The sequence below is a fragment of the Imperialibacter sp. genome, assembly GCF_040222385.1.
In the GTDB taxonomy this organism is placed as follows: Bacteria; Bacteroidota; Bacteroidia; order Cytophagales; family Cyclobacteriaceae; genus Imperialibacter.
The window spans coordinates 1-25,770 of the sequence record NZ_JAVKDF010000038.1 but is presented as its reverse complement, the minus strand read 5'-3'; the positions used below and the strand labels follow the sequence as shown (position 1 = coordinate 25,770).

Sequence of the window (25,770 nt, the reverse complement as noted above, 5' to 3'; positions counted from 1 at the left end):
CCTTTTGCCGCCATACGGATGAGCGGAAGATTGACTAATTTAGAGCGTCAAACAACCAGGGCTTATCATGAACGTACTTGTAACAGGCGCCACCGGATTCCTTGGTTCCAGAATAGCTGAGGCATTGGCTTTGGATGACAAAATAAGCCGAATAGTTGCTGCCGGACGAAAGCCCGACCCGCTTCACACAGTTGAAAGCCAAAAGCTAAATTACCAGCTTGGTGACCTTGTGGACACCGGATATGTAGAGGGGTTGTTCAAACAACCCATCGATGTCGTCGTCAACTGTGCCAGCCTGTCTTCACCCTGGGGCAGCTACGACGCTTTCTACCAGGCCAATATCGTATCCCAGGCTAATCTGATTGCTGCCAGTAAAAAAGCTGGCGTACAGCGCTACGTCTATATCTCCACTCCGGCCATTTACTTCAACTTCCAAAATCGCTTCAATGTAAAAGAAAGTGACCCCCTGCCCCAAAAGGCTTCGAACAATTACGCTGCTACCAAACTACAAGCTGAGCGGTTGCTTGAGAAGTCCGGCTTGAGCTATATTTCGATCCGGCCACGGGCACTGATTGGAAGAGGCGACACCGTCATCTTCCCCAGGCTGATCAGGTCTTACCATGAGGGGCGGCTGAAGGTAGTGGGATCCGGGCAAAACGTGGTAGATCTAACCGCAGTATCGAACGTGGTGCAGGCGGTGCAGTTGGCACTCCAGGCACCTGAAGCCGCCTCTGGACGTGCCTACAACATCACCAACGGGGAACCAGTCAGGCTTTGGGAAGCCATTAGCTATGTGCTCGACAAATTCGACCTGCCCCCGCCCAGTGGCAAAGTCCCCTACCCGGTGGCCGCCCTGGCTGCCACAGTCATGGAATGGAAGGCATTACTCCTTAAGTCGGAAAAGGAGCCCGTGCTGACCCGGCAGTCGGTTGGCATACTTGCCCGCTCTATGACACTCGACATCTCGGCGGCCAGAAAACACCTCAGTTATGCTCCTAAGCAAAGCACCTGGGAGGCCATTGACGAATTTGCCGAGTGGTACAAAACAGCCTACCAATGAGTAACTTACAAAACCAAACAGGCCCAATAGTAAGTTTTGAGCTGAAGTCCGCTGGCTACTGTACAGCCAGCTGGCACCATGCACAGAAGGGAGCGCCAAAAAAGACCATCCGGTTTTACGCCACCTATGCAGTGATCAAACATCCAAAGCATGGCGTAATCCTCTTCGACACCGGCTACACAAAACGGTTTTTCTCAAGCACAAGCTCCTATCCGTACAAGTTGTACCGGGCATTTACACCCGTTTTTATAAAACCCCAGGAAGAAGCTGCTGCGCAATTGTTAGCCGAGGGGATACAGCCGGAAGAGGTCCGTTATATCATTGTATCCCATTTTCACGCCGACCACATCGGGGGGCTTAGAGACTTCCCGAATGCCCGTTTCATTTGCGACCGGGCAGCTTATGACGATATCAAAGCAAAAAGCGGATTGAGTGCATTGAAAAAAGGATTTCTTCCCCCACAACTGCCTGAAGATTTTGCAAAAAGAACCGACTTTATTAATGTCGAAAAAGGCACATCGAAAGACGAGCACCTGGGGGCATTGCATGACCTGCTTGATGATGGCACCATTTTTTTGACCAGGCTGGATGGTCATGCCAAAGGGCAGCTGGGGGCCCTCCTCGCCACGGAAAAAGGGCCAGTCTTTCTCATCTCAGATGCAGCCTGGCTGAAACCAGCCTATGCCGACCTGAAGCTCCCCCACCCTATCGTCCGTCTGTTCTTTGACTCATGGGCCGAGTACAAGGCCAGCCTGAATCGGGTACACAATTATCACAAAGCTCACCCGGAGACCCTGATCATCCCCTGCCACTGCCTCGAAACGCTGACAGCACTAAACGGCTCACCATCATGATCGGCTTCAAACTTGAAATCTTGTGGTATTTTCTTTTGTTCCGCTGGCAAGGAAGAAAGCGCTATAACCAAAAGTCGCTTGACCAACTGCGAAGCACAAAAGAAAAGCGTTGGAGAAAGAATCTCCAAAAATCACCCTTCTACAAAGCACTTTCAGGTCAGCCGCTCAACCAGTTTCCCATCATGGACAAAAGCTCGTTCATGGCCGATTTTGACCTTATCAATACGGTGGGCATTACAAAAGAAGAGGCTTTTAAAGTGGGGCTCGATAGCGAAAAATCAAGAGATTACTCTCCGACCATTGGAGGCATTACCATTGGGCTTTCTTCCGGAACGAGCGGAAACAGAGGCATCTTCCTCGCCAGTCAAACGGAGAGGGCCATTTGGGTAGCTGCAATTTTAGACAGGGTCATTGGTTTTTCATTGCGAAAACGAAAAGTCGCTTTTTTTCTCAGGGCCAACAGCACGCTTTATGAGTCGGTCAACTCCTCTCTTCTCCAGTTTCAATTCTTTGATATAAAAAGTGATATGGCCCAGCACTGCCAGATGGTTGCAGCCTCCAGGCCTCACATTTTGGTCGGCCAGCCATCGGTGCTCATGCACATTGCCCGATATTTTGAAGAAAAGCAGATAGCTGCTCGCTTCGAAAAAGTCATTTCAGTGGCGGAAGTACTGGAAGATGACCAGAAAGCCTACTTAGAAAAGGTCTTTAAAAAAAAGATAGAGCAAGTCTACCAATGTACGGAGGGATTTTTGGCTCACACCTGCAAGGCAGGCTTTCTGCATTTCAATGAAGATTGGCTGCTGATTGAGAAAAAGTACCTGGACGAGGAGAAGAAGAGATTTCACCCCATTATCACCGACCTTCTGAGAACGACCCAGCCCATTGTTCGTTACGAACTGAACGACATCATTCATGAAGGTGAGCCATGCAGTTGCGGGCTAAAAACGATGCAAATCGCTAAAATAGAGGGCAGGTCTGACGACGTTTTTGAGTTTGTCCACGATGACAAAACAATCACGATTTACCCCGATTTTATCCGCCAGGCTGTGGCTTTCAGCAGCGATGCAATTGACAATTACGTGGTGATCCGGCGAAGTGAGAAAAAAATTGGCCTGTTTATTGAAGTAAGCAAAGGAGATTTTTTAAACGCATACGGAAAAGCTGAAAGTGCACTTCAGTCTTTATTTGAAATTTTTGGTATTCCCGATGTCACTATTGTCCGGGAAGAAAAGCAACTCCTCCAAAAGGGAGTCAAATTCAAAAGAATAAGGAATGAAAGTCATCAGACCATTTAAGATTACTGGCGCTGGATCCAGTTTGCCAGCTCGTGTTGTCCATTCGGAAGACATGGAAAAAGAGCTCAGTCTTCCACCGGGATGGATCGCCAAGTATTCTGGCGTGGAGAAACGCCACATTGCCACCACTGAGAGTAACAGCTGGCTTGGTGCAGAGGCATTAAAAAAGGCTATGCAAAGTGCCGAGCTGCAACCGGAAGACCTTGGTTGCCTCATTGCTGCCTCAGCCACCTATGATTATCCCCTACCCAACAAAGCCAGCATGATCAAGCATGAGCTGGGTTGGCACAACACGGATTTCGGTTGCATCGACATCGACACCACCTGCCTCAGCTTTGTAACCGCACTGGACTATGCCTCCCGCCTGCTCAACGACAGCGACTGCCGACACGTCGCCATTGTGAGTGCAGAAATAGCTTCAAAGGGTCTCAATCCTGAACACAAAGAAACGTTCAGCCTTTTTGGCGATGCCGCCGCTGCCATCATCGTCTCTTTTGATGATACCGGAGAAAGCGGCCTTGTGAAACACAGCCTGGTCACCTATTCCGAGGGAGCCGAACACACCATCATCAGAGGCGGTGGAAACAGGTTCTTCTTCAAGGATCACCCCTACGATGCAACACTTCATTCCTTTAGTATGGAAGGAAAAAAGCTGCTGAAACTGGCCATGCAAAAAGTGCCCGAGTTTACGGAAAAGCTCTTTTGCCAAACTGGCTCATCAATCCGAGAGGTGGATATAATCGTCCCTCACCAAGCCAGCAAGTCAGGCTTGATGCTGCTTGACAGTCTCCTTGGTGGCAAAACTGACAAAGTCGTCAATAACTTGGCGAGCTACGGCAACTGCATAGCCGCTTCCATTCCGCTAGCTTTGACAGAAGCCATCGAAACAGGACGGCTCAAAAAAGGCGACAGTTGTCTATTGATTGGCACTGCGGCTGGGTTTTCCGTTGGTGGACTGTTATTTAGATTCTAAGTTTGAAGTCATGAACCTAGTATACGGCACAGGTCTTCTTTTCCTTTTGGTACTGCTGGAGCTCATCGCCATCAGGTACTTCCTGCAGGAGAAAATCCCATGGAAAGAAATCGTCATGAACCTCAACTCCGGTCATATTCTGCTTTGGATTTTCCGGGGTATGGAGGTGTTGGCCTTCCATTGGCTGCTGACGCACTTCAGTTTTGGCTGGGTGGCTCAGTGGCCTATCGCCCTGCAATGGGTCTTTGCGTTTGTCGCCTGGGACTTTTGCTTCTACTGGCTGCACAGGCTCCACCATGCTATCAGCCTCCTTTGGGCAGTGCATGTTGTCCATCATGAGGGAGAGCATTTCAGTCTATCGCTGGGGATCAGAAACTCCTGGTATTCTTCACTTACCTCCTTCCCATTCTTCGCTGCACTGGCTATTTTAGGTGTGCCACTCGAAATTTTTATCGTAGTTTCTTCAGTCCACTATTTCATTCAGTTTTATAACCATAACAGGATTGTGAAAAAGAGTGGCTGGCTGGAGCATATCATGATCACTCCCTCTCATCACAGGGTACATCATGGCAAAAACCCCGAGTACATCAATAAAAACTGTGGTGGTACCTTCGTGATATGGGACAAACTATTCGGTACATTTCAGGCAGAACGTGATGACATTGATATTGAATTCGGCACCAATGATGCTGTTCCATCGGAAAACCCATTCTGGACCAATAACATCCCTTTTTTGAAGTGGCTTCGTCTTCCACTGCCGCAATTGAAAAAGCATGAGGCTCAAAGAACGTTCTTTAGCGATGCCTTTGTTGGCTTTGGAGGGCTACTGCTGTTCTGTTTGTTGCTTTTTTATATCTACAAGGAACCATCATGGGCTGGCACTCCCAAGCTGATCCTATTCAGTATTATTTTTCTGGCCACTATTGCCAACGGCGGCCTCGCCGAAAACAAGGTGTGGGGCGCTATTTTATGGGTTACCTGTACTAATGTCTTTATTGTGCTATTCCTTTTGACGCTTTCAATCAACGAGCCCATTTTGACAGGCCTGTCTGTGATAATTGGCCTGCATGGACTGGAAACGCTGAGACGTCTTTTCTTTTCGCCCAAACAAAAAAGGGTGACGTCATTTTCCAGTTCAAAGAACCAAACCAATAGTGCGCAACTGTCGTAAACGCCCTCTAAACAAAACCATCAGATTCAATCCATGTCGATCACTTCTCAATCAGAATTAGCAGGTATCAAGCAAATCAGTCAGGTGGTGGGCACCACCTTGAAGCGGATGAGAGAGTATGCCCGGCCTGGGATGTCTACCAGAGAACTGGACGAATATGGCGGCGGAATTCTGAAAGAGTTTGGTGCCCGGTCTGCACCATTCCTCACATATAAATTTCCAGGGCACACGTGCATCAGTCTAAACCATGAAATAGCTCACGGAATACCTGCAAAAACGAAAGTGCTTAGAGATGGAGACTTGGTGAACATCGATGTTTCTGCAGAGCTCAATGGCTTTTGGGCCGACAATGGAGGTTCATTTGTTCTGGGGAAAGACAATAGAAACCATGGCAGGCTGGTGAATGCATCGAGGCAAATACTCCGGAAAGCCATCAGCGAAATAAAAGACGGCGTACGTGTGGCAGACATTGGCAGGCTCATAGAAATTGAGTCGAGGAAGGATGGTTTTACTGTGATAAGAAACCTGGCAGGGCATGGAGTGGGCAGAAGCCTCCACGAAGCACCAGAGGAGATTCTGAATTGTTACAACCGCTTCAATAGAGAGCGGTTTATGAAAAACTCTGTGGTGGCCGTCGAGACTTTTATTGCCACCAAGTCTACTTTTGCAAAGACGCAAAAAGATGGCTGGACGCTCGTAGGAAATAAGGGTGGCTTCGTCGCACAACACGAGCATACCATTATCGTGACAGATGGAGAGCCAGTGATTCTTACTGAAAGCAATGAGATTTGGTAAGGCTCCCTATCTCAGAATATACAGCTTCCCAAAGCCATTCTTAAAGGCTTTGTCGGCTGACGTTGCCCTGTGCTCCAGCGATTGGCCATTCATGCGAAGCAGCACTCTGTAAAGGTAAACGCCATTGGCCAGCTGGTCGCCATACTCATCTGTTCCGTTCCAGGCAAACTGCGTAATGTTATTACCAATGCGAATCGGGCCAATTTCGTCCTGTGTAATCTCCCTCACCACCCTGCCTGACACCGACATGATTTGTATTTTCAGCTGATCGGGTATTTCTGACCCTGTGAGGGTAAACACAAATTTGGTACTGGTGCTGAACGGATTGGGATAGGGATAGAAGTTTGTTACCGTCGACTCGTTGATGACCTCAAAGCTGATCTCGTAAGGGGCTGTTCCAGCCTGGTTTCCACTCACGTCGGTCGCTATCACACGCATCGCATAAATGCCATCTTCCAACGGCCCGGGTCGGAACTCAATATTGAACTCCTTCTTTTCGGTGTTGGCAGACCATGTCATCTTGCCTCCGGAAAAAGGTACCCGCACGTAGTCACACTCTTCGCAGGGAGATTTGAGGTACACCTCAATACCAATCGTGTCTTGCTTTTGCAAATACTCATAGTCATCGTACAATCTCATTTTCACCAGCGGGTTGGGAGAAACGATGTCACCGTTGAGGATGTAAGTACCATCGAAGGTGACATCAAGCAGTGGATTAACATTGTCCGCATTTACGTCCAAATAGTCACTAAATGTCAGTTGATTGTTGGTAGATATCAGCTCCCTTTCTGTGGTTTCTACTATGGTACGCAGGCTTTCCTTGCCACCTGCTCCCAGGGTTGTTAGCGGCACATTGAACTGCACCGAGTCTCCCGCAGGCAGCGCCGGTAGTTTCATTTCAAACTCCTGAATAGTGCTGGTTTCACTTGACACCAGTTGGTATCTTACTGTCAGGGAATCGGCATAATCAACCGGAGAAGGGTTGAAGTATGAAAACGGCACAACAACCTCCTCCCCTTCATTGGCAGTTCTGGTCAGCTTGTTCCGGGCAGTCGGGTCGCTGTTCAATAAAATGCCCTCCGGTAGCTGATTGAACGTGACGATCCATTTTTTCAATTGCGCAGGCACCAGATTGGCCTCATCGGCCGTATGGTAATCTATTTGCAAATAAGGGTAAAAATTAGCGTCAACAGAGGTCAGGTCTATCGTTGATACATTCTCATCGGCAAACAGCAAATCTTTAATGCCATCGTTGCGCAGCCCGTAAATATCCAGGTTGAAGTTTCCGGCAGTTTGCCCGGCACCAAGCTTTACCTCCTGATAAAGCGAGCCCCACGACTTGGCCGGGCCTATCCTGCCCGATAGCACGCTACCGCTAAAAAACTTGCCTTCCACTACATCATTGAGCACAAGCTGTTGCTCATCGGCAGGGCTGCCGCTTCCATCGGAAAGTAACTCCACCGCAGTTCCTTCTGCCTGGCCTTTCTTTCCATAGAAAATCACGGGCTGCCCATTCGCAAGACCGTTCAATGTGGCTGTTTGTATACCGAAGGTTTTTAGCTGCTCTTTTACCTCAGCATCCCATCTGTCGTACTGAACAGTGCCTATGCTAAAAAAGACAGCATAGTCTCCCTCAGGCACGGCATTCAGCAGTTGAGAAAGCCTTCTGGCTCCTCCGTTGGAAGCCGCCGGGTCATACATCTCTCCGTCAGTGAAGTTGTGAATACGTTTTGAATTCAATCCACAGGTGAGCCTTACATCAAACTTTTGCCATTCGGGAAACGGCGCATAAGGCACCGTCGATTGCTTATCGAACACAACAACGTTAAGTGTATTGGCCCGGCATACGTTGAAGCCTTCACTTTCTACAAAAAGCTCCAGCGTACCAGCTTTGACGCTGTAGTCACGGGCGGCTGCACCAGGATTGTTGGGGCCAAAGGTTTTGATACTGATATCCAGGTTGTTCTCTGGAAAAGACCAATCAAAGCCTGACTCTGACAGCGACATTCCTTTTATTTCAGCGTCAGCAAACTGGTTGGCAGACACCATCGCATATCCACGGGGGCTATCATTAATCATGGTGAACTGGCTCAAAACCCACGAGGTGTCCTCTTCAGGTTCGGGGTTCAGAAAGCGGCTTCTCCAATAAATTACAGTAGAATCGCCGATTGAAAATATCGAGGCCAGATCGACATTCTGAACAGTGATGACACGCATGTCGCCACTGATCCTGTGCTTCATAGCGCCATTGAAATCCGGGGACGTGTCAATTTCAAGTTCGAAACCCCGTGAGGGTGAAAACAAGTCACTTGCCTGAATCACAAAGTCGACATTCGATCCGGCAATTCCCCGCTTCATAGGAAAAATAGGAATAGTGGTTCCTTTAGCTAAAAAAAGATCGATGCTGGCGGTGTTGTTTCCCTCATCCAATTCATCTATTTCGTCGGCTGGGTCGAGGATTACCTCAAAGGTATTGTTACCCAATCCGGTGAGATTCGGGTTTGAAATGCCGAAGTACATGGTATCCTCCCGAAGCACATACGGAGAGATCAGCGAATCCAGGCTTACACTGCCGTCCTCCAGCCTTCGCCTCACATAAATCTTCAAGTCAGATTCTGTGGCAATACCAAAATTCTTCACCACAAACTTGAGAGCAAATGTATCCTTTGCTACCTGCAGCGGGTTTCCTTCAGTATCTATAACCTCCAGCGCATCGGTACTGACTTGGTAGTCGGGTTTCCCCGCTCCAAATATCTTTATCGCAGGATCCCCTTGAAGCAACACCTCCTGTACCTGAGTGACGTTCCGTTCGGAAGAGCCGTATCGTTCAAGGTATCTCCTTGAGGCTTCATTTTTGATATTTCCAAGCGTTTCCTTCACAAACAAGGTGTCGGCAAAAGCTGTCTCATAAAACACACCAGAAAAGTTTCGCAGGTCGCTGGAAAAGCCTTTGTAAGTATGGGCCATAAAACCAACAGCCCCAAGGTTTGGCGTCAACGTCCAGTCTTCACCAAAGGTGAACGAAGTTTCAAAAATATTACCGGCATCGCATCCGTTGACCAAAATAACCGGATACCTGCCTTTGTTGCTGTACCCAAAACCAGGATTAGAAACATTACCAATGTCGATATCAGTAGAAAAGCTCGCCGAGTGACCGAAAAAAGTGATCATTGACACGCCGTTATTCACCTCCTCCGCAATGTTGATGAGCTCCACCGCATTACTGGTCGACTTACTACTTGTCACTACATTGGCTCCCAGGTATTTGCCCTCCGCAATGAACTTGAATCCATTGACATACGAACGAAATGTAGCCAACTCACCCTGCGTGGCTCCTCCACTCAAATGAATGAAGTTCTTTTTCCACAACTGATCGAAGGGCTGATTCTCCATCTCCATGACCTTGTTCAGGTAGGCTTGCACGTCGTCAGGGTTTCTGGCGTTCAGCCTGCCGATGGCAATCGGCGATTCGTAAGTAGTACCAGCCAGACCAGCCAGCATGGCGACATCACTTCCAGGCACACCGTTAGTGGGCACAAAGTGGACAAGCGTCGTGGTAGCAGGGTCTTGCCTGTAGTAATTCCGGTGCACGCCTGTTCCTTTTCCAATAAGAAAAAAGTATTCAGGCGCACCGTTGGCCAGCAGGTAGCCCGCCAGTCTGCGAATAGCCCAGGGAGATATTTCCCCATAGTTAAAGGCATCAAATATCTGCTCCATTTCTAAAATGAGCACCTGATGTTGCCCCCCAGCTGCACTTTCACGAAAAGCTTTGTAGGCTGCCACAGGGTCGGCAGTTCCTGTAGTAGTGGCCTTTCTAAGCTCGGGGTGAGTGACTATGATGTAATCAAAAGCCGTTGGATCGATGGATAGCATTGTCACCTGCTTAATACTTACAGGAGTGTAGGGAGCGGTAGTAGCAATCAGTTTCCGCTGAACAGCGGTGCCGTTTACCACTGCCGTGAAATCGCTGGTTCCTGTGATGACACCAATTTTGTTCACGTTATCCGGCTGGGTTACATCAAAAAGGCTGCTGGCTCCAGCAGGGTCGGTCACTCGAATAAAAGACTTACTTCCCGTGTTCTCTCTTAGCGTCAAAATTTTCTGCGACTGGCCAGCCATGTCGGTACTAGCTGCGTAGTTCACTTTCACATAGGACACTGCAGCCCGATCAGCAGCGCTGCCGATGCCAACCACATTCACCCGCACAAACAACTCCCCGGCAGTTGAAATATCTGACCATAAAATGGTTTCAGAAACAGTATAGGGGTCGTGCTCCGAAAACTCAGCTGTATGTAAAAGCCGCAAACTTGCCGAAGATGGGCCGACGTACACTTCCACGTTGTGATCCAGGTTATTTCTTCCAACCAGGAGCACCTCGAGTGTGGGGTCAGGCCCTGAAGTAACCCTATTGGTCAATCCAGTCAAAGTGATCACTTGATTGGCACCTTTGGCAATGTCACTGCCTGTCCATCCTTCGCCATGGTCGTACTGACTAAGAATGATGTCGCCGCCCTGGTAGGTTTTCCCTTGTGAGTAATTGTTGACCTGTAGTTTGAGCACCTCCCGGAGGTAATATGGCTCCGCAGGCAAGTTGCCTACATTGTTTTCGGCCACAGGTGCCGACATCCGCTTGCCAGAGGTAGCCGTTAGCGGCCAGGTGAGGAAATAGGTAGCTGAATCAGAAAACAGGTTATATAAAGTGTGAGGTTGGGCATCTTCAGAAACATACAGTTCCGTATCGGTCTTGCCATCCGCTGGCTGCCCGTAAAACTCAATATAATCGCTGGCGTCAAGTCGGCCATCTTCCTGCCCTGGCAGATAAATAGCCTGCTCCACGCCTCTGTGAAAAAGCTGTAGTCGCCTGGCGTCGATGGAGGCAAGAGGTACGCCACTTTCCAGCAACTGCTGCTGCGTCAGACGAAATATGCCCTCCCTGGCGACCTTGATTTTATAGTACGATTGCCCTGGTTTGATCCATTCGTTGCCCCATGGTTGCGCCTGCACTATTACTGCTACAAATAGCAACCCGGTCAATAAAGCACTTCTGTATGTCCACAGTCTATTTCGCATTCCATCCATACCTTAATGAAAAGATGTGACTATAAGGCGACTGCGCCCTGTTTCCAATGTCTGTCAAAGCATAGTCGATCTGCACGCCCTGAAGGTTGAGCCCAATACCAAACGACGGCAGGTAAGTCCATGATTTGCTGCCGTCAAAGTCTTTGACCTGCTGCAGCTGACTCACGCCACCTCTTAAAAAGGCCTTTTGCGCATAGCTCACCTCAAAGCCAGCTTTCGGGTCGATACTGGCTAATTTACTTTTGATCAATGTATTTCTTTGCCCGTCAAACGTCAAATCAACGTCGGCACCAACAAGCCCTGTCCATTTTCCTTTGTTCACAACTGCATTAGCCAGCCCCAGCGACAGGCGGGGTAGCGTAATTTCAAGGCTGCTTTCCGGGATCACGTTGCCCGTTTGAGTGTAAACATCAATCACCAGTGACGAATTGTGTGTCCAGGCATTGAACGTTCCGGTGGCGTCTCTTAACACCGCCCCCATTTTCCAGTTTCCCCTGTTGTATTGCATTGCTGCATCGAGACCAAAACCCCAGGCATTCGCAAAATCGCCTACCGTCCGGTGGATCACCTTCAGGTTGCCACCCAGCGACAAGCCTCCCATCTTTTTTGCAAGCGAAAACATAAAGGCATAGTCAGCAGCAGAAAAGAATCTGATATTGTCGTAGTTGATGGCTCCGCTGGCGTCGTAAAGAAACCTGGTATCGGGGATATTATCCACCCCGAAGCGAATTACGGAGACTCCCATGAAGGTATTGCTGTCTATTGGTGTAGCAAACCCCGCAAAATCGTAATTGGCTATGCCCGCAAAGTAGGCCGCATGCATCAGCCCCATCTGGTATTGTTCTGTCAGTTGAGTGAGTGCCGCCGGGTTCCAATAGCCCGCCGTTACATCGTTGGCCAACCCCACCTGGGTATTGCCCATGCCCAATGCCCTTGCCCCAACTCCTATGGCAAGAAATTCATTACTGTATTTGGGTGCATTTCCCTGACCCACAACAAGGCCGGAGCAAAACAAACACAATGTAAAAAGTAACGCTATCCGCATTCAGTGACTAATTCAACCTAAAATTAATGATATAACATTCTCCACACCAACATACCCGCTCACTTGTTGGAATACTTCGACAAATAGACGACAAAAGTAGATGAAGATGCTGGTCTTTGTTGGAAGCTGGTGAAAAAGGATTCACGGGTACACGGCCACTTGTCGGACAGCAGCTTTAATGCAGCTATCAACCGCCTTCCGTCCGTGTTTGCGCTGGTACACCCAGTGGTGTCAAGGGATTAAGAACTGTTTAGCAAAATAAACAGACGCAGTACGACAGTGGCAATCGACGCCCAAACGCCTACAAAGCGTCATAATATTGTACTTTTTGAAGCATTAAACATAACTATTCAATGATAATCGTTTATTCACTAATATTTCTTAGCCAGTACTTGGCCATGCAAGGTACTTTTCCGTATATAGTGCTAAGGTCAAAAACTCTTAAACAAAATGCGAGATGAACATTGAGAATACACAGGTGCAGATGCGGAAGGGGATTCTCGAGTTTTGCATCCTTCATATCATATCACGTGGCGAGGTGTATGCCTCCGACATGCTGCAGGAGCTTACTTCTGCAAAGATCATGGTAGTGGAAGGAACACTCTACCCCCTCCTTACCCGGCTGCGAAAGGCCGGCCTCGTTGACTACAAATGGGTTGAATCAAATTCAGGGCCACCCCGAAAATACTATACCCTGACTGATGAAGGAACAACTTTTTTAAATGGGCTCCAGGGTACCTGGGATGAACTTGTGGGCTCTACCAGTAAAATTATGACAACGAAAAAGCAAAACGGGCAAAAGAAATGAATAAGAATATAAGCATCAATATTAGCGGCATTATCTTCCATATAGAGGAAGATGGTTATGAAAGGCTAAAGGGCTATCTCGAATCCATTACCACCTATTTTTCGACTTTCGAAGACAGCAAGGAAATTATCGCCGATATCGAAAGCAGAATAGCTGAGATTTTTCTCGAGAAGCTGGACAAAGAGAACAAGCAGGTAGTGGCCATCGAAGATGTCAATATGCTGATCTCCACCATGGGTACCATTGCCGACTTTGAGGCGATTGAAGACGTGGAGGACAAAGCAGCACCTGCTGCCGCAGCCGACACAAGCAGCGAAGAGCCTACTGATACAGCGGAAGAAAAGACCGAAGAAAAAGAGAAGACCAGTTCGAAAAAACTTTATCGTGACATCAACAGAAAAGTCGTTGGTGGGGTGTGCAGTGGTCTTGCCCACTATTTCAGCATCGACCCCATGTGGGTGCGTTTGCTCTTTCTGCTTATGTTCTTCAACTTCTTTCTACCAGGCTTAAGTGGCGCAATTTTGCTCGCCTATATTATCCTGTGGATTGTGGTACCGGGCAACAAAGCTCTTGAAGACGACAAGAAAATCAAGAAGATGTTCCGGAGTCAGGAAGACCGGGTACTGGGTGGCGTGGCCAGTGGGGTGGCTGCCTATTTCGGAGTAGATGTAACAGTGATCAGGCTCTTGTTTGTGCTATCTATCTTCCTCGGGGGTACCGGTTTCTTTGTCTATATCATCCTGTGGATCATCACGCCCCTGGCAAAGACCATTACCGAGAAAATGCAGATGCAGGGAGAGCCTGTCACACTTTCCAATATTGAGACAAACATCAAGTCGAACCTCAACATAAAAGAAGACGAAGAAAGTCCGATCGTGAAAGTGCTGCTATTCCCATTCCGTTTGATCGCATTGATCATCAATGGCATAGCCAAATTTATCGGCCCTGCTGCCAACGTATTCGTTGATATCATCCGGGTATTTATTGGCCTGCTTTTCAGCATAATCGGGTTGTCGACAATGACCGCCATTGCGATAACATGTGCCATGTTCTTTGGGCTTACCATTGGTTGGTGGGACTGGGTGTCGGTTGACGGTGTGCCAGTAGAGCTTTTCCAGCAGACACTACCTGGCTGGGCTGTCTTTGGTCTGTTCCTGTCGGCTTTCATACCAGCGTTGGCTATCACCCTGGGTGGTATCAGCATCATGGCCAAAAGATGGGTGGCCGGATCCTTCTTAGGATGGACGCTGTTCGGCTTGTGGATCATCAGTCTGGTGCTTGTGAGCTACACAGTGCCACGCATTATCATGGACTTCCGCACAGACGCCATCCACACTGAAACCAAGACCTACGATATGGCAGGCAAAACAGCAGTCTTGACGCTGTCAGGCAGCGACCGCCGGGAGTGGGACGAGTGGAACGGACAATACGAAGCCGTGGAGCTTCGCCTGAGAGGTCACGAAGATTCAGTGTACAAAGCCGTCTTCGATTTTGAAGCAAGAGGACGAGACCGTTCGACAGCTCTTGAAAATGCGCAGATGGTTACTTATGATCTCAATGTGCAAGATTCCATCTTCAACTTCCCAAGAGAGCTTAAGTTTACAAACGACGCACGCTTCAGGGTACAGAACCTGGACATCACGCTGTACATCCCCTACAACCAGCCCTTCAAAATGGACGAAAGCCTGGCCAGGATTCTGAGAAACACTATCTATAGAAATGGCTACTCTACCCGCCAAATGGAAGGCAATACCTGGGTGTTTACTGACGCTGGCTTGAAGTGCACCACTTGCGAGGAAGATGACGACTATTACTCATATAACTCAGGCTCAGGAAAAAGCTCCTTCGATGCAAAACCCCTTACTTACGACTTCAAAGGATATGATGAAATTGAAGCCGGCGGCATCTTCAAGTTCTACATCAAGCAGGGTGACTACAAAGACATCGAAATCACTGGCGACGATGAGTGGCTGGAAAGGGTAAAAGTGAGCCAGTCGGGCGGGGTGCTGAAATTCGACATCCGTGGGCGCAACTGGGACTGGCGTGACAACTGGGAGTCGAGCGACAAAATTTACGTCTACATCAGCACGCCCGACCTGGAAGGTCTTGAGCTGTCCGGCGCTTCAGAAGCTTATGTCGACGGTTTCCAGGCCAACAAGCTTAACATTAACCTATCCGGCTTTGCCCAGGTGGATATGGACATCGACGCTTCTAAGCTCGACATAGAAATGGACGGCGGCAGCAAACTCACCCTGCGGGGAAATGTGAACGAGCTAAAAGCTGATGTGGAAGGCGCTGCCTCACTCGACGCATTTGGCAGTGAAGCCCGCTATGTGGAAGTGAAAGCGCAGGGAGCAGCCCGTGCCAAGGTAAACGCCATGGTCGATCTGAAAGCCGAAGCATCCGGTGCCAGCACCATTGTGTACCAGGGCGAGGCAAGCTCAGATATCAGAAGGTCAGGAGCGGGGTCGGTAAGGAAAGAGTAAGAAGGTAAGAGGTGAGCAGTAAGTGGTGAAGAGAAGCCAACTACTTACCAATAACCAAGATTTTTCATTTGCCCAATTTTCAAGTCCGAAAAGCCGGACGCCGGAAGGTGTTCGGTTTTTTTATGCAATGGTGCGAGCACCCGTAACGCAAGCGTCCGCTTCTATGTTATCTTTAAAATAGCCTCAGCTAATAATGCTTTCTACACTGAAGAATGTAAAGTGAGTCTCCCTCAGCCTTATACACCAGCCTGTGCTCATGATCAATCCTTCTCGACCACCAGCCCGCCAAATTACTTCGTAGTGGCTCGGGCTTCCCGATGCCTTCAAATGGGATTCGCTGGCATTGTTTGATTAACTCATTGATTCTCCTAAGCATCTTTTTATCAGTCTGTTGCCAGTGGAGATAATCTTCCCATCCCGGAGAGAGGAAAACGATTTTCATTCGTCAATCAGCTCCCGCTCTAACCCTTTTCCCTCTTTGTATTCCTCTATTCCACGGGCAAGTCTTTCAGCATTTTTGGAGCTACTTAAAAGATACATCGTCTCTTCCATGCTTTCGTAGTCAGCTTTCGACATCACTACCACGTCTTCGCCATTTGCTCGGGAAACAAACAGAGGTGAATGAGAAGACAGCACCTTGTCGAGAAAGGCCTTCATGTTCTGACGAAAATTTGAATAGGTTGTTATTTCCATGACTCAAAGTTAATCAACTGACATTAGTTGTACAATATATTGTACGAATCCGTTCACAACAAGGTTGTACCCGAAAATCCGGAGTCACCAGGTGCGGTGTGTATTCCCCGGCCGGGCAGTCGCAAGGCCTTCCTGGGCAATAATCTCTAACTGATACACCTTCTCTTACTTCTTTAATTGAACGCCAGTTCTACATGTCTTAAAATTGTGTTCCCTCCGAGTTTTGCGGAATGACACAGAGGGCCGAAAGAGGAATTTTATCAACATCATCCATTGAGATGAACTAAAAGTTAGTGTTAAATATTTATCTTTGATATATGGAAAAGTTAACGCTGACCGTAAAGGACGACAGTAAACTACTCTATCTGGTAAATTTTTTGCAACAGCTCGATTTTGTCGAGGTGGAAAGGCATAAGCCATTAAAATCAACATCGCCGAAAAAGTATGACTTTTTCGCCTCTGCAGGGCTGTGGAAGGGCAGAGCAATAGACGCTAAGCAGCTTCGGGAAAAAGCATGGAAAAGGAACAGTTAGTCCTTTGCGATACCAATATCATCATTGAATTTTATAAAGAGAATGCTACTATTCTTGAAGCATTGAAGCAAATCGGTCAGGAAAACATCGTTTTGAGCATCGTTACGTCAGGAGAGCTGATGTATGGCGCTTTGAACAAAAAGGAACTGAACAAGATCAATCAGGATTTATCCCATCTCAAAGTCTTGGATATCGACAAGCCGACTTGTGAAATGTTTATGAAGTTGATGAACAAATACTCCTTGAGTCATAACCTAACACTAGGTGATGGGTTGATAGCCGCAACTGCCATCACTCATGATCTTCCACTTTACACATTGAACCTAAAGGATTTTAAGTATATCGAAGGCGTTAGGCTTTGGAATACCTGATGAAATTTGATAGGCTAAAAAAAGTTGTCTAAGGTGCATATTCCGGCCCATCGGCCATAGCAGGCAGGATACTTCGGCTAGTCAAAACCACAAAAAAGCCCGGGGCTATCTACCCCAGGCTTTCCACTGATCTGTGTACCTAACTAAAAGATTCTATGTATTAGTTTTCGTTATTGCTTTACTCAAAGTAAACTATCAGCATATCAGCTCTTCTCTTGAGACCTGGCCCACCAAATGCGGCATGTGTTACCCGGCCCGGTAATCACAAGGTCTTCCGGGGCAATAATGCCGACCGGATACACCTTCCCTTCCTTCTTCTTATAGAAACCAGGGTCTACTTCTTCCTAATGTGTGTCCAAACTCCCACCCACCTGAGGGGCAAGTTGATAGCGGTAAACTCATATCCGTTGGTGCCTCTGACTAAGAAGATTTATGGGTATATTTGGATGCGTTTTGGATATATTCAAAATGCATAATAGAGAAGGAACTATTTATGGATACATTTGGATGCTTTTTGGATATATCCATAAAAATCAGATGGCAATGAACCAAAAACTTGCATTCGGCGGAGATGTCTTCCAACAACTGATGAAGCAGTTAAGTATTATTGACAGCTTCAAAGGAAACTGGCAATCAATAGAACTAAAGCACAGCAAACACCTCAAAGAACTCAGGAAAATAGCGACCATCGAAAGCATAGGTTCATCTACCCGAATCGAAGGAGCGACATTGACAGATGCAGAAGTCGAAAAGCTCCTTAGATCTGTAAAAATTACGAAGCTGACCACCAGAGAACAACAAGAAGTGGTTGGATATTATGAAACGCTACAAGTCATCCTGGATAATTATACGGACATAGCGTTGTCAGAAAGATATATCCATCAATTGCATGGGATGCTCCTAAAGCACAGTGCCAAAGACCAGAGCCATAAAGGGCAGTATAAAACCCTGTCTAACCAGGTAGTGGCCAACTACCCTGACGGAACACGACGAACAATTTTCAGAACAACCGACCCATCTTCCACTTCCAGGGAAATGGAAGAGTTGTTGAACTGGGCTGACGAACGCCTGACAAAAGCAGATATGCATCCGGTGATGATTACAGCCGCTTTTGTATACGAATTTTTATCCATCCACCCCTATCAGGACGGAAACGGAAGGTTGTCACGGTTATTGACGACTTTGCTACTCTTGCAACAAGGGTATGGTTTCGTTCAGTACGTATCTTTTGAGCATATCATTGAAGAGCGGAAAGAAGACTACTACAGGGCTTTGATGGAAGGCCAGAAAAACCGGTACAAGAAAACCGAAAAGATAGACAGATGGATCTTATTTTTCCTGGATTGTCTGTCTACACTTATCAAGCGCTTAGAAGCAAAATATGAGGTTTATAGCAAGCTGACAAAAGAGCTGAACGAAAGACAGCAATCAGTGCTGGAGTTCATCAAAAAGCAGAAGGCAGCACGCATGAGTGAAATCGAAGAAGCATTTAAAGCCTACTCACGAAACACCCTGAAGAAAGACATGTCTTACCTGGTCAATGAAGGTTTATTGTTAAAGATTGGAGAGAGAAAGGGCACCCGCTACCACTATCTGGAATAGCTGCCAATCTCATGCAGGTAGTTAGAAAGGTTCCTGTCCTCATGCGCCGCCTCAGCCAGGTACCTGGTGAGCGATCTCGCCCCTGCTTCTGTGTCTGTACCGTGACCTGAAAGCCTTGCCAGCAGTTTTCCAAACATTGTTGTCTGCACAAAAAAGCCCGGGGCTATCTACCCCAGGCTTTCCACTGATCTGTGTACCTAACTAAAAGATTCTACGTATTAGTTTTCGTTGTTGCGCTATTCAAAGAAAAAATCAGCATATCAGTCCCTCCCTTAGGGCCAGGCTCACCAGGTGCGGTGTATTATTCACATTCAGCTTCATAAACAGGTTGCTTTTGTGCTTGGCTACGGTTAATTCACTAATGAAAAGGATGTCCGAAATCTGCTTGGCGCTGTAGCCAAACGACAACTGCTCAATGATCTCCTTTTCTCTTCTCGTTAATGGATTGGCTTGTTCGGTCATGATAGTTTCATTTTTAATACACTACCTTATGACGATTCCAAGAAAAGGTCACCGCACTATCTGTAATTTTTTGCTGCTACTTATATTTAGGTATTTTAGGTGACCTTTAGTCTTTTCAATCATTATACTACAACCGGAATGGATGAAACCTTGATCGCTTCGCTTAAAAACGGAGACATGCAGGCCCTCGGCGAATTATACAGCAAATACCGACAGGAGTTTATCGGCATGATCCGGGCCAAATATAAGATGAGCAACGACGACGCCATGGACATTTATCAGGTAGCTACTTTGCGGCTTTACAACAATGTGGTGAAGGGAAAAATGACCATGATGCACGACAGCATAAAGCCCTACCTATTCAGTATCGGGCTCAATGTGTACAAGGAGATGGTGAGAGAAGACATGAAAATACCTTTGAGCAGCAATCCCCTGGAATGGGTGGATGACAGAGGTGAAGGTCAGGAAGCAACCGACGAAGCGCTGCTGAAAGAAAGTTTGCTGGAGGCAACCAAAAAGGCCATCGAAAAGCTGGGCGATCCGTGCCAGAGTATGCTTACACGGTTTTACTATTTCCGGGCAAGCATCAGGCAGCTGATGGAAGAGTTTGGCTACAAAAACGAAGCAACAGCCAAGAATAAAAAGTACAAGTGCCTGCAACAGCTAAGAGAGCTGCTGCAAAAAGAAAAGATTCAAATGGCTTTAGCTTAATAGAGGTAAATGGAAGAGCAGGACATAGCACTAATCGACAGGTACCTCAGTGGAGAGCTTTCAGAAAGCGAGGAAGAAGAATTCCGGCAAAGGCTGGCGGCAGAAAAAGATTTCGCACAACTGTTTGAGGATGTGCGATACTTACAGAAAGGACTGGAACGAGCAGAACTGGAGAAAGCCTGGAAGGCGATTCAGGCGGCAGAAGCCGACATTGTCGACACGGCACCTACCGGAGCGGCCACTTTCAACTGGAAGGTTTGGTTGCCGGTGGCGGCCTCGGTGGCGCTGATGGTAGTGGCTGCGTGGCTCTTTTTGCTGAGAAGTGCGGAACCACAGGCGCTTTATGCCGAATACTTTGAGGTTTACCCCAATGTGGAAGCACCCATTTACCGGGACAGCAGTGCGAAAGACAGCCTCACAGCAAAAGACCTGGCCTTTAGGAGATATGCCGACGAGGATTATGACATGGCCATTGAAATCTTTGAAAGTATTCAAAAGCCCGATGAAGGTACCCTGTTTTACCTCGGCATGAGCTACCTGGCAAAGGATGAGGCCGACAAAGCGGCGGCTATCTGGGAGCCATTGAGCAAGGAAGCTATGGACTACAAAACACAGGTGCAATGGTACCTGGCCCTGGCCTGGTTAAAGCTGGAAGAGGAGGAGAAAGCGAAAGAGTTATTTGAGGTGCTGGCTGAGTCGGGCACGGCTTATGAGGAGAGGAGTCGGGCTATATTGAAGGCTATATAAACTTTATTTTCAACCTATACTTACCATTATGAAGCATTCAATTACAAATCCCAGTGTTTTCATCATCTTACTGGCAATTGTTGGGGCAAGTTGTGGGAGCAGCCGACAGTCAACAGATAACTCCGAAAGCACGGTTGACACGCTGATCTTTTATCACCCGGACCTTGATCTGGAAGGCCTGAGAAAAAAAGGTCGCAGAACCCATATTAACGGAGAGGTACATAACCCGTGCTCGAAATGTGATAAAAAATCGACCACAGACTCAGCTCAAAGAATACATAAATATGTGTATGCACTGACGACATATGACTCGACGGCAGACACTTTTCTGCTTCCCGGAATAAACAACGGAAATCTTCCCAATCTCCAGTTTACGACCAAGAACTACTCCATGGTAGTGAGAACTACCATACTAAAGGGGCTAGCTCAGGATCACCCAATGACAATTGCCTTTGATCTCTGCGAGTTTGAAGATGGGTCTCAATGTAGGCACCCCCACTCCGTTCTGCCTGACGAGATAAAAATAATAACCAACAATAGCCCTGACAGATTCGGGATAGTTGAAGATCCCTATACCGATGGATTGATTTATGGAAACGCCAATCCATACGGCATGGTGTCCTTTGGTGACACAACACTCATGTTTCTAAAGTCCACAGGCGTATTAGTATCGCTCAAGGATAGCGTTTCATACAAAATTGGTCGGGTTAGATTTCCCCTTGACGGCAAAATGCGGGTTTTACCTCTTGCGTATGATGTAAAGAAAAAATAGAAGACCTGCCAAAGCTAATGCCATCATAATAAAGAGAGGGTGAGAGTCCCTTTCTTCTAAATTTCCATAATAAACAAATGAAGCCCATCTTGCCGGATGGGCTGTTTTGTAATCAGATTTCGAGACCAGTTTCTTTCTTGCTTCATATAGCGCCATTAGCGGTGGTTCGCCAGTTCGCATCGCTCGATAGAACGCACCCATAATTTCAACCGAAGCATCGTCATCAGTTCTCCAAAGACTTTGAATTACCGCCCTGGCCCCGGATAATCTAAAGGCCCTTCCCAAGCTTAATATACCCTCCCCTTTAACCGACTTTCCAAAACCACTCTGACAAGCACTAAGCACCACAAGCGGGGAATTCGTTTTTTCATTGTGTAGTTGATTCGAATAAACCTTCAATTCCCGACCTTCTTTGTTAGCAAAACTTAGATAGGAGCCAAAAATAGATAAAGTGTCTGTGCCTCCGTGTACTGCGACATGAAGGATTTTGTTTGTGTTGAGATTCTTAAGCAAATCGTCCCGAGATGCGTCATAAACGAACTCGCCTTCCCAGTATCGTCGTATTAAATCAAGCTCTTTCTTTGATCCCGGAAGATTATTGGTGCGGGTTTTTGACAAATTGTAGTATCCCAACCCAACAACTTCTTCAGCGCTCACCCGCTCATGGCCTGAAGCGATCATCAATTGAGAACTGAAGGAGTAGGCGATTGGAGCAGCAAACAACAAATACTTGAAGGTGTTAAATCCATCACTTGAACCTGGCTCAGCAGTGAGTAGTACCTCGAATGGCAAAAAAGCCAGGGGTCCGTCTGGAACCAGATATAAAACTTGTGCAAACTCAAGATGGTCGAGAAAGGCGTTATTGAATAGCATGGAGGATAACTTAAACGCAGATGCAGAGAAAAGTTCTGGTTGCTGCTTGTTTGCCGTCAAAATACCCAGCACTGTGGCCAGCTCACTGCCCACTTGATTGACATCAGCAACCTTTTTTACAACAAAATCGTCACCATCATAAGACATGCAATAAATGGAGTTTGCCCCCCAAAAAAACTCTGCGTAGTAAGACGAAGACGACGATAAAAAGCTGGATAGCTGGTCAAGACTCCCAAGATTGTTTTGCAAATCAATATTACTGAACTGTGGATAGTTAGATGAAAGGACGGTAGAAATACTGTCAAGTTTGCTCCTTACAAACTGCCTTCGCACAATCATCGGCTTGTTGATAGTTTTTTCTGTTGACAAGTCCTCAAATGTCGCCCACAAGGTTTCATACTTTTTAAGTGAGTCGAGCAGGCCTGGTTCGACGCCATTTCCTTCCCTTCTTGTTCCTAAAAGTATTTCTTCCAATAACTGGACAGATTTGCTCATTTGAAGTATTTTAAAACTCCTCTCCAACATCCGTTTACGGTCAGATGCAATAGCCATGCGAGCATAACATATGTCGAGGCCCAGCTCAAACACCTTCTTCATGTCACTGAACATGTACATCTTTGTCATATCTCCAGAATAGATTTCTCTTCTTGACAAGAGTAAGTTCTCTAATTCGTTGTAATAGAAAAACACATCATCATTTAAGACACCACTTGTGCTCTCGAGGCTTTTCTTGTGAAGGTATACCCCTTTCCGATACATAAAGGTGAATAGGCTATTACTATATAACACAGTGTCAAAGGGAGGATTTTCGCTAACTCCAAAGTTTTCAAAGGTAGGGTGGGCCGCAACAATCGCCTTTTGAATAAAGTAGAGCGCCGAATCATTATTCTTCATTTTGTGATGGAACTCAGCTAATCCGCCATATGCCCACCCTACATCATCGTGTTTTAAACCAACAAGGGATGTCTTCAGAGATAGGTTTTCGTTAAAATAATAGCGTGCAGAATCGTAATTTTTCTGATCCAGAAAGAAATTTGCCAAATTCAAACTAAACCATGACGATTCCAGAGACTTTTGTCCTGCAACCCGGGCCGCCAAAGATTTACCACGTTGGAGCACCTGATAAGCCAAATCTGGCACCCCGGCTTTTTTATAGCCACTGGCACAATTGTTATAATAGTTGATTAAACTTCTACTATTAACGCCATTTCTTTCAATTTCCTGATCAATCGCTTTTTCGTAAAAATCCGTGGCGTCACCGAAACGTTCAGCGTTGTAATAGAGGTTACCCAACGCCACGAGGCAATCATTGACAAGCTGACCCCACTGGTTATTCTGAGCAATCGAGAGGGACTCCAAAAAACAAGATTTAGCACTTTCAAGGTCATATTTATCCTGATAGAGAGTTCCGAGCGAGTAGGAAGCGTCGGCATAGAAAATCGATTTTGGTGAATGCGACCTAACGAGATCCATCAGTTTTTCAGCTTCCCGCAACCCTTCTCTGCTTTTAGCAAGTCGCCACCAGTACGTCAGCACTTTGTAGTGAACTGCGAAAAAAAGTGGAACCTTTTTTTCCGTATAAGACTGCCTTAAAACTATTTCCGCCCTGTTCAAAGTGACAACAACGCTATCATTTTCCCGTTCTCTAAAATGATAAATACCCTTAGCCAATAGCCAATTTCCTTTAAGATAAGCATCACCTTTCCTCTCAACCGGTTCCTTCAGAGTCCTGAGCATTTTCAGTCCTTTCTCCAACTCTCTGTTGTGAAAGTGTGTTCGAGCTTCGTAAACATCCAGCAACAACCCGGCCTCATGCGACAAGCGCTGCTTGCGCAGGTTTTTGATGATGGGATATGCTTTCTCTTGATTAAGCGTAAAAATCAGCGAATCCACCTTCTCCAAATCCTTCCTGATCAATTCGAAATCAGGCGGCTGGGCGGACAAGGAAAAGAATAGGCAAAACAAGGTGCAGGTAAGGCAGGCGAGTCGCATCTATTGATTAGTCAATTAATCAGGTTGAGATCAATATATAAATTGCCAAAATACTATGACCATTCAAAGGGGATTGGACGGATGTGGGACAATTAGTTTGAAGAATAGGACTAAGCCAATTCAATATTGCATTAAAAGGGGTTATGTTCAGTTAAGTGTGTCATTTTTTAAAAGTTGGGTTCAAGTCTTTCGGGATATGTCATAGTTAGTATACTTATCACCTTGGTCCATGATACCGGTCTGGACCATTTCTTTTGAACCTTTGAACTGACTAAATAAAGGAGTTTATATAAGGCTCTTTCAGATGGTAAAGCACCCTTAGCTTTGGTGGCTTTCCTTATTTGCCTATTAAACCCTTCAATTGAGTTAGTAGTGTACATTATATGCCTAATCTCCTCTGGATAATTATAAAAGCTTGTTAAGCCTTCCCAATTGTTCTTCCAGGATCGGATCATTGCTGGGTATTTCTTCTCCCATTTAATCTCAAATTGCCCGAGTGATTGTTCTGCTGATTCATAGTTATTGGCCTTGTAGATCGATTTCATATCTCTAATGACTTCTTTGCGATCGCTATCGGGCACATACTTGATGGAGTTTCTTATCTGGTGAACAATACACAACTGCACGTCCGTCTTTGGAAACATAGCCATAATGGCTTCCCTAAACCCTTTCAGGTTATCAATACAGGCGATAATAATATCTTCTACCCCACGAATTTGAAGATCACTAAGCACTTGCATCCAAAACTTAGAACTCTCACTCTCCGACAAATAAATGCCTAACAAATCCTTTTCGCCTTCCTTGTTCATCCCTAGAACCAAATAGGCTGCCATGCTGCGTATTTGACCATCCTGACGGACTTTATAGAAAAGTGCATCCAACCAAACAAAAGGGTAAACTCGATCCAGTGCCCGGTTACGCCATTCTTCTATCTCAGGCCATATGCGATCGGTTATAGTTGTTAGCTGCGCTGCTGATAACTCCATTCCATACATCTCATAGATGTGGTTAGAAATATCCCGGTAGCTCATCCCCAGCGAATACAAGTGTAGAATTTTACTCTCTAAGCTAGGGCCTAAGCTCCGTTGACGTTTGGGTACCAGCTCAGGGCTAAAGGTCGCATCACGATCCCTGGGGGTATCCACATCAACCTCACCAAAGCTCGTTTTTAACTTCTTCTTCCCATGACCATTACGTCGATTGGGACGCCCTTCAGCTAGATGATTATCCATCTCACCTTCCAGGCTAACTTCCAGAAGACGTTTTATTATCGGGCTAATGGCGCCATCTGCACCTTCAAGCTTTTTGCCCGACTTAAGTGTCTGTAATGCTTCCTCGAAAAGTTGCTCCAACTCACTCCGAGGTGGTCTCTTTGATTCCATTTCTGTCATAAGTTCTCATTTTATTTTTACTTATACTTATGACACACTTTTCTGAACAGTCTC

22 protein-coding genes are annotated in these 25,770 nt (G+C 46.7%); 14 read left to right on the top strand and 8 right to left on the bottom strand.

The window, feature by feature from the left end:
• Positions 1-67: 67 nt before the first annotated feature.
• The 6 genes from RIG68_RS19695 to map are packed head-to-tail and all read left to right on the top strand — an operon-like array spanning position 68 to position 6,151.
• Positions 68-1,060, top strand: a complete 993-nt coding sequence (locus RIG68_RS19695) for an NAD-dependent epimerase/dehydratase family protein (RefSeq protein ID WP_350126140.1) — start codon at positions 68-70, stop codon at positions 1,058-1,060.
• On the top strand, positions 1,057-1,914 hold the full coding sequence (locus tag RIG68_RS19690; protein WP_350126137.1) for an MBL fold metallo-hydrolase: 858 nt from the start codon (positions 1,057-1,059) through the stop codon (positions 1,912-1,914). Before RIG68_RS19695 ends, RIG68_RS19690 begins: the two co-directional genes overlap by 4 nt.
• The gene (locus RIG68_RS19685) at positions 1,911-3,212 is read left to right on the top strand and encodes a F390 synthetase-related protein (RefSeq protein WP_350126134.1); all 1,302 of its coding nucleotides are present in this window, start codon (positions 1,911-1,913) and stop codon (positions 3,210-3,212) included. The genes RIG68_RS19690 and RIG68_RS19685 overlap by 4 nt, the downstream gene beginning before the upstream one ends.
• The gene (locus RIG68_RS19680; RefSeq protein WP_350126131.1) at positions 3,190-4,185 is read left to right on the top strand and encodes a ketoacyl-ACP synthase III; all 996 of its coding nucleotides are present in this window, start codon (positions 3,190-3,192) and stop codon (positions 4,183-4,185) included. The genes RIG68_RS19685 and RIG68_RS19680 overlap by 23 nt, the downstream gene beginning before the upstream one ends.
• Before the next feature lie 10 nt (positions 4,186-4,195).
• On the top strand, positions 4,196-5,356 hold the full coding sequence (locus RIG68_RS19675) for a sterol desaturase family protein (protein WP_350126128.1): 1,161 nt from the start codon (positions 4,196-4,198) through the stop codon (positions 5,354-5,356).
• Between the two features lie 33 nt (positions 5,357-5,389).
• Positions 5,390-6,151: a type I methionyl aminopeptidase gene (gene map, locus RIG68_RS19670; RefSeq protein WP_350126125.1), complete on the top strand. Its 762-nt coding sequence runs from the start codon at positions 5,390-5,392 to the stop codon at positions 6,149-6,151.
• 6 nt (positions 6,152-6,157) lie between these two features.
• Here the strand turns inward: map and porU2 are convergent, their stop codons facing one another.
• Together porU2 and RIG68_RS19660 are read right to left on the bottom strand one after the other, a co-directional pair.
• Complete coding sequence (gene porU2, locus RIG68_RS19665) at positions 6,158-11,221, bottom strand: putative type IX secretion system sortase PorU2 (RefSeq protein WP_350126122.1); 5,064 nt, start codon at positions 11,219-11,221, stop codon at positions 6,158-6,160.
• Complete coding sequence (locus RIG68_RS19660; RefSeq protein WP_350126120.1) at positions 11,211-12,275, bottom strand: putative type IX sorting system protein PorV2; 1,065 nt, start codon at positions 12,273-12,275, stop codon at positions 11,211-11,213. The genes porU2 and RIG68_RS19660 overlap by 11 nt, the downstream gene beginning before the upstream one ends.
• A 457-nt stretch (positions 12,276-12,732) precedes the next feature.
• On the opposite strand from RIG68_RS19660, the gene RIG68_RS19655 reads away from it, so the two are divergent.
• A complete protein-coding gene (locus RIG68_RS19655; RefSeq protein ID WP_152000559.1) occupies positions 12,733-13,083 on the top strand; it encodes a PadR family transcriptional regulator in 351 nt (116 codons plus the stop codon).
• Positions 13,080-15,569 (top strand): PspC domain-containing protein, encoded by a 2,490-nt coding sequence (locus tag RIG68_RS19650; RefSeq protein ID WP_350126117.1) that lies wholly within the window; start codon positions 13,080-13,082, stop codon positions 15,567-15,569. The genes RIG68_RS19655 and RIG68_RS19650 overlap by 4 nt, the downstream gene beginning before the upstream one ends.
• Positions 15,570-15,756: 187 nt before the next feature.
• Here RIG68_RS19650 and RIG68_RS19645 read toward each other — a convergent pair whose 3' ends face one another.
• Both RIG68_RS19645 and RIG68_RS19640 read right to left on the bottom strand, forming a co-directional pair.
• Complete coding sequence (locus tag RIG68_RS19645; RefSeq protein ID WP_350076029.1) at positions 15,757-16,011, bottom strand: Txe/YoeB family addiction module toxin; 255 nt, start codon at positions 16,009-16,011, stop codon at positions 15,757-15,759.
• Positions 16,008-16,262, bottom strand: a complete 255-nt coding sequence (locus RIG68_RS19640) for a type II toxin-antitoxin system Phd/YefM family antitoxin (protein ID WP_350076031.1) — start codon at positions 16,260-16,262, stop codon at positions 16,008-16,010. Before RIG68_RS19640 ends, RIG68_RS19645 begins: the two co-directional genes overlap by 4 nt.
• A gap of 317 nt (positions 16,263-16,579) precedes the next feature.
• On the opposite strand from RIG68_RS19640, the gene RIG68_RS19635 reads away from it, so the two are divergent.
• The 3 genes from RIG68_RS19635 to RIG68_RS19625 all read left to right on the top strand — a co-directional run bounded on the left by RIG68_RS19635 (position 16,580) and on the right by RIG68_RS19625 (position 18,768).
• Positions 16,580-16,795 carry a hypothetical protein gene (locus RIG68_RS19635; protein WP_350126114.1) on the top strand — a complete coding sequence of 72 codons (216 nt, stop codon included), beginning with the start codon at positions 16,580-16,582 and terminating at the stop codon, positions 16,793-16,795.
• Positions 16,777-17,166, top strand: a complete 390-nt coding sequence (locus RIG68_RS19630) for a type II toxin-antitoxin system VapC family toxin (protein ID WP_350126111.1) — start codon at positions 16,777-16,779, stop codon at positions 17,164-17,166. The genes RIG68_RS19635 and RIG68_RS19630 overlap by 19 nt, the downstream gene beginning before the upstream one ends.
• A 543-nt stretch (positions 17,167-17,709) precedes the next feature.
• Positions 17,710-18,768, top strand: a complete 1,059-nt coding sequence (locus RIG68_RS19625; protein ID WP_350126108.1) for a Fic family protein — start codon at positions 17,710-17,712, stop codon at positions 18,766-18,768.
• Here the strand turns inward: RIG68_RS19625 and RIG68_RS19620 are convergent.
• Both RIG68_RS19620 and RIG68_RS19615 read right to left on the bottom strand, forming a co-directional pair.
• Positions 18,756-18,905 (bottom strand): hypothetical protein, encoded by a 150-nt coding sequence (locus RIG68_RS19620; RefSeq protein ID WP_350126105.1) that lies wholly within the window; start codon positions 18,903-18,905, stop codon positions 18,756-18,758. The two genes, RIG68_RS19625 and RIG68_RS19620, sit on opposite strands and share 13 nt — an antisense overlap.
• Positions 18,906-19,020: 115 nt before the next feature.
• Positions 19,021-19,230 carry a response regulator transcription factor gene (locus RIG68_RS19615; RefSeq protein WP_152000563.1) on the bottom strand — a complete coding sequence of 70 codons (210 nt, stop codon included), beginning with the start codon at positions 19,228-19,230 and terminating at the stop codon, positions 19,021-19,023.
• Positions 19,231-19,368: 138 nt separating this feature from the next.
• Here RIG68_RS19615 and RIG68_RS19610 point away from each other — a divergent pair, with 138 nt between their 5' ends.
• The 3 genes from RIG68_RS19610 to RIG68_RS19600 are packed head-to-tail and all read left to right on the top strand — an operon-like array spanning position 19,369 to position 21,460.
• Positions 19,369-19,941: an RNA polymerase sigma factor gene (locus RIG68_RS19610; protein WP_350126102.1), complete on the top strand. Its 573-nt coding sequence runs from the start codon at positions 19,369-19,371 to the stop codon at positions 19,939-19,941.
• A 9-nt stretch (positions 19,942-19,950) separates the two neighbouring features.
• Positions 19,951-20,688, top strand: coding sequence for a hypothetical protein (locus tag RIG68_RS19605; protein WP_350126099.1), 738 nt, complete (start codon positions 19,951-19,953; stop codon positions 20,686-20,688).
• Positions 20,689-20,716: 28 nt separating this feature from the next.
• Positions 20,717-21,460 carry a hypothetical protein gene (locus tag RIG68_RS19600; RefSeq protein WP_152000566.1) on the top strand — a complete coding sequence of 248 codons (744 nt, stop codon included), beginning with the start codon at positions 20,717-20,719 and terminating at the stop codon, positions 21,458-21,460.
• Here the strand turns inward: RIG68_RS19600 and RIG68_RS19595 are convergent.
• Together RIG68_RS19595 and RIG68_RS19590 are read right to left on the bottom strand one after the other, a co-directional pair.
• On the bottom strand, positions 21,428-24,088 hold the full coding sequence (locus tag RIG68_RS19595) for a CHAT domain-containing protein (RefSeq protein ID WP_350126096.1): 2,661 nt from the start codon (positions 24,086-24,088) through the stop codon (positions 21,428-21,430). The two genes, RIG68_RS19600 and RIG68_RS19595, sit on opposite strands and share 33 nt — an antisense overlap.
• A 404-nt stretch (positions 24,089-24,492) precedes the next feature.
• Positions 24,493-25,707 carry an IS256 family transposase gene (locus tag RIG68_RS19590; protein WP_502880669.1) on the bottom strand — a complete coding sequence of 405 codons (1,215 nt, stop codon included), beginning with the start codon at positions 25,705-25,707 and terminating at the stop codon, positions 24,493-24,495.
• Positions 25,708-25,770: the final 63 nt, after the last annotated feature.

Excerpts from the sequence above, each read along its gene's own strand:
- RIG68_RS19695 (WP_350126140.1), top strand. The coding sequence starts at position 68 with ATGAACGTACTTGTAACAGGCGCCACCGGATTCCTTGGTTCCAGAATA.
- RIG68_RS19690 (WP_350126137.1), top strand. The coding sequence starts at position 1,057 with ATGAGTAACTTACAAAACCAAACAGGCCCAATAGTAAGTTTTGAGCTG.
- RIG68_RS19685 (WP_350126134.1), top strand. The coding sequence starts at position 1,911 with ATGATCGGCTTCAAACTTGAAATCTTGTGGTATTTTCTTTTGTTCCGC.
- RIG68_RS19680 (WP_350126131.1), top strand. The coding sequence starts at position 3,190 with ATGAAAGTCATCAGACCATTTAAGATTACTGGCGCTGGATCCAGTTTG.
- RIG68_RS19675 (WP_350126128.1), top strand. The coding sequence starts at position 4,196 with ATGAACCTAGTATACGGCACAGGTCTTCTTTTCCTTTTGGTACTGCTG.
- map (WP_350126125.1), top strand. The coding sequence starts at position 5,390 with ATGTCGATCACTTCTCAATCAGAATTAGCAGGTATCAAGCAAATCAGT.
- porU2 (WP_350126122.1), bottom strand. The coding sequence starts at position 11,221 with ATGCGAAATAGACTGTGGACATACAGAAGTGCTTTATTGACCGGGTTG.
- RIG68_RS19660 (WP_350126120.1), bottom strand. The coding sequence starts at position 12,275 with ATGCGGATAGCGTTACTTTTTACATTGTGTTTGTTTTGCTCCGGCCTT.
- RIG68_RS19655 (WP_152000559.1), top strand. The coding sequence starts at position 12,733 with ATGAACATTGAGAATACACAGGTGCAGATGCGGAAGGGGATTCTCGAG.
- RIG68_RS19650 (WP_350126117.1), top strand. The coding sequence starts at position 13,080 with ATGAATAAGAATATAAGCATCAATATTAGCGGCATTATCTTCCATATA.
- RIG68_RS19645 (WP_350076029.1), bottom strand. The coding sequence starts at position 16,011 with ATGAAAATCGTTTTCCTCTCTCCGGGATGGGAAGATTATCTCCACTGG.
- RIG68_RS19640 (WP_350076031.1), bottom strand. The coding sequence starts at position 16,262 with ATGGAAATAACAACCTATTCAAATTTTCGTCAGAACATGAAGGCCTTT.
- RIG68_RS19635 (WP_350126114.1), top strand. The coding sequence starts at position 16,580 with ATGGAAAAGTTAACGCTGACCGTAAAGGACGACAGTAAACTACTCTAT.
- RIG68_RS19630 (WP_350126111.1), top strand. The coding sequence starts at position 16,777 with ATGGAAAAGGAACAGTTAGTCCTTTGCGATACCAATATCATCATTGAA.
- RIG68_RS19625 (WP_350126108.1), top strand. The coding sequence starts at position 17,710 with ATGAACCAAAAACTTGCATTCGGCGGAGATGTCTTCCAACAACTGATG.
- RIG68_RS19620 (WP_350126105.1), bottom strand. The coding sequence starts at position 18,905 with ATGTTTGGAAAACTGCTGGCAAGGCTTTCAGGTCACGGTACAGACACA.
- RIG68_RS19615 (WP_152000563.1), bottom strand. The coding sequence starts at position 19,230 with ATGACCGAACAAGCCAATCCATTAACGAGAAGAGAAAAGGAGATCATT.
- RIG68_RS19610 (WP_350126102.1), top strand. The coding sequence starts at position 19,369 with ATGGATGAAACCTTGATCGCTTCGCTTAAAAACGGAGACATGCAGGCC.
- RIG68_RS19605 (WP_350126099.1), top strand. The coding sequence starts at position 19,951 with ATGGAAGAGCAGGACATAGCACTAATCGACAGGTACCTCAGTGGAGAG.
- RIG68_RS19600 (WP_152000566.1), top strand. The coding sequence starts at position 20,717 with ATGAAGCATTCAATTACAAATCCCAGTGTTTTCATCATCTTACTGGCA.
- RIG68_RS19590 (WP_502880669.1), bottom strand. The coding sequence starts at position 25,707 with ATGGAATCAAAGAGACCACCTCGGAGTGAGTTGGAGCAACTTTTCGAG.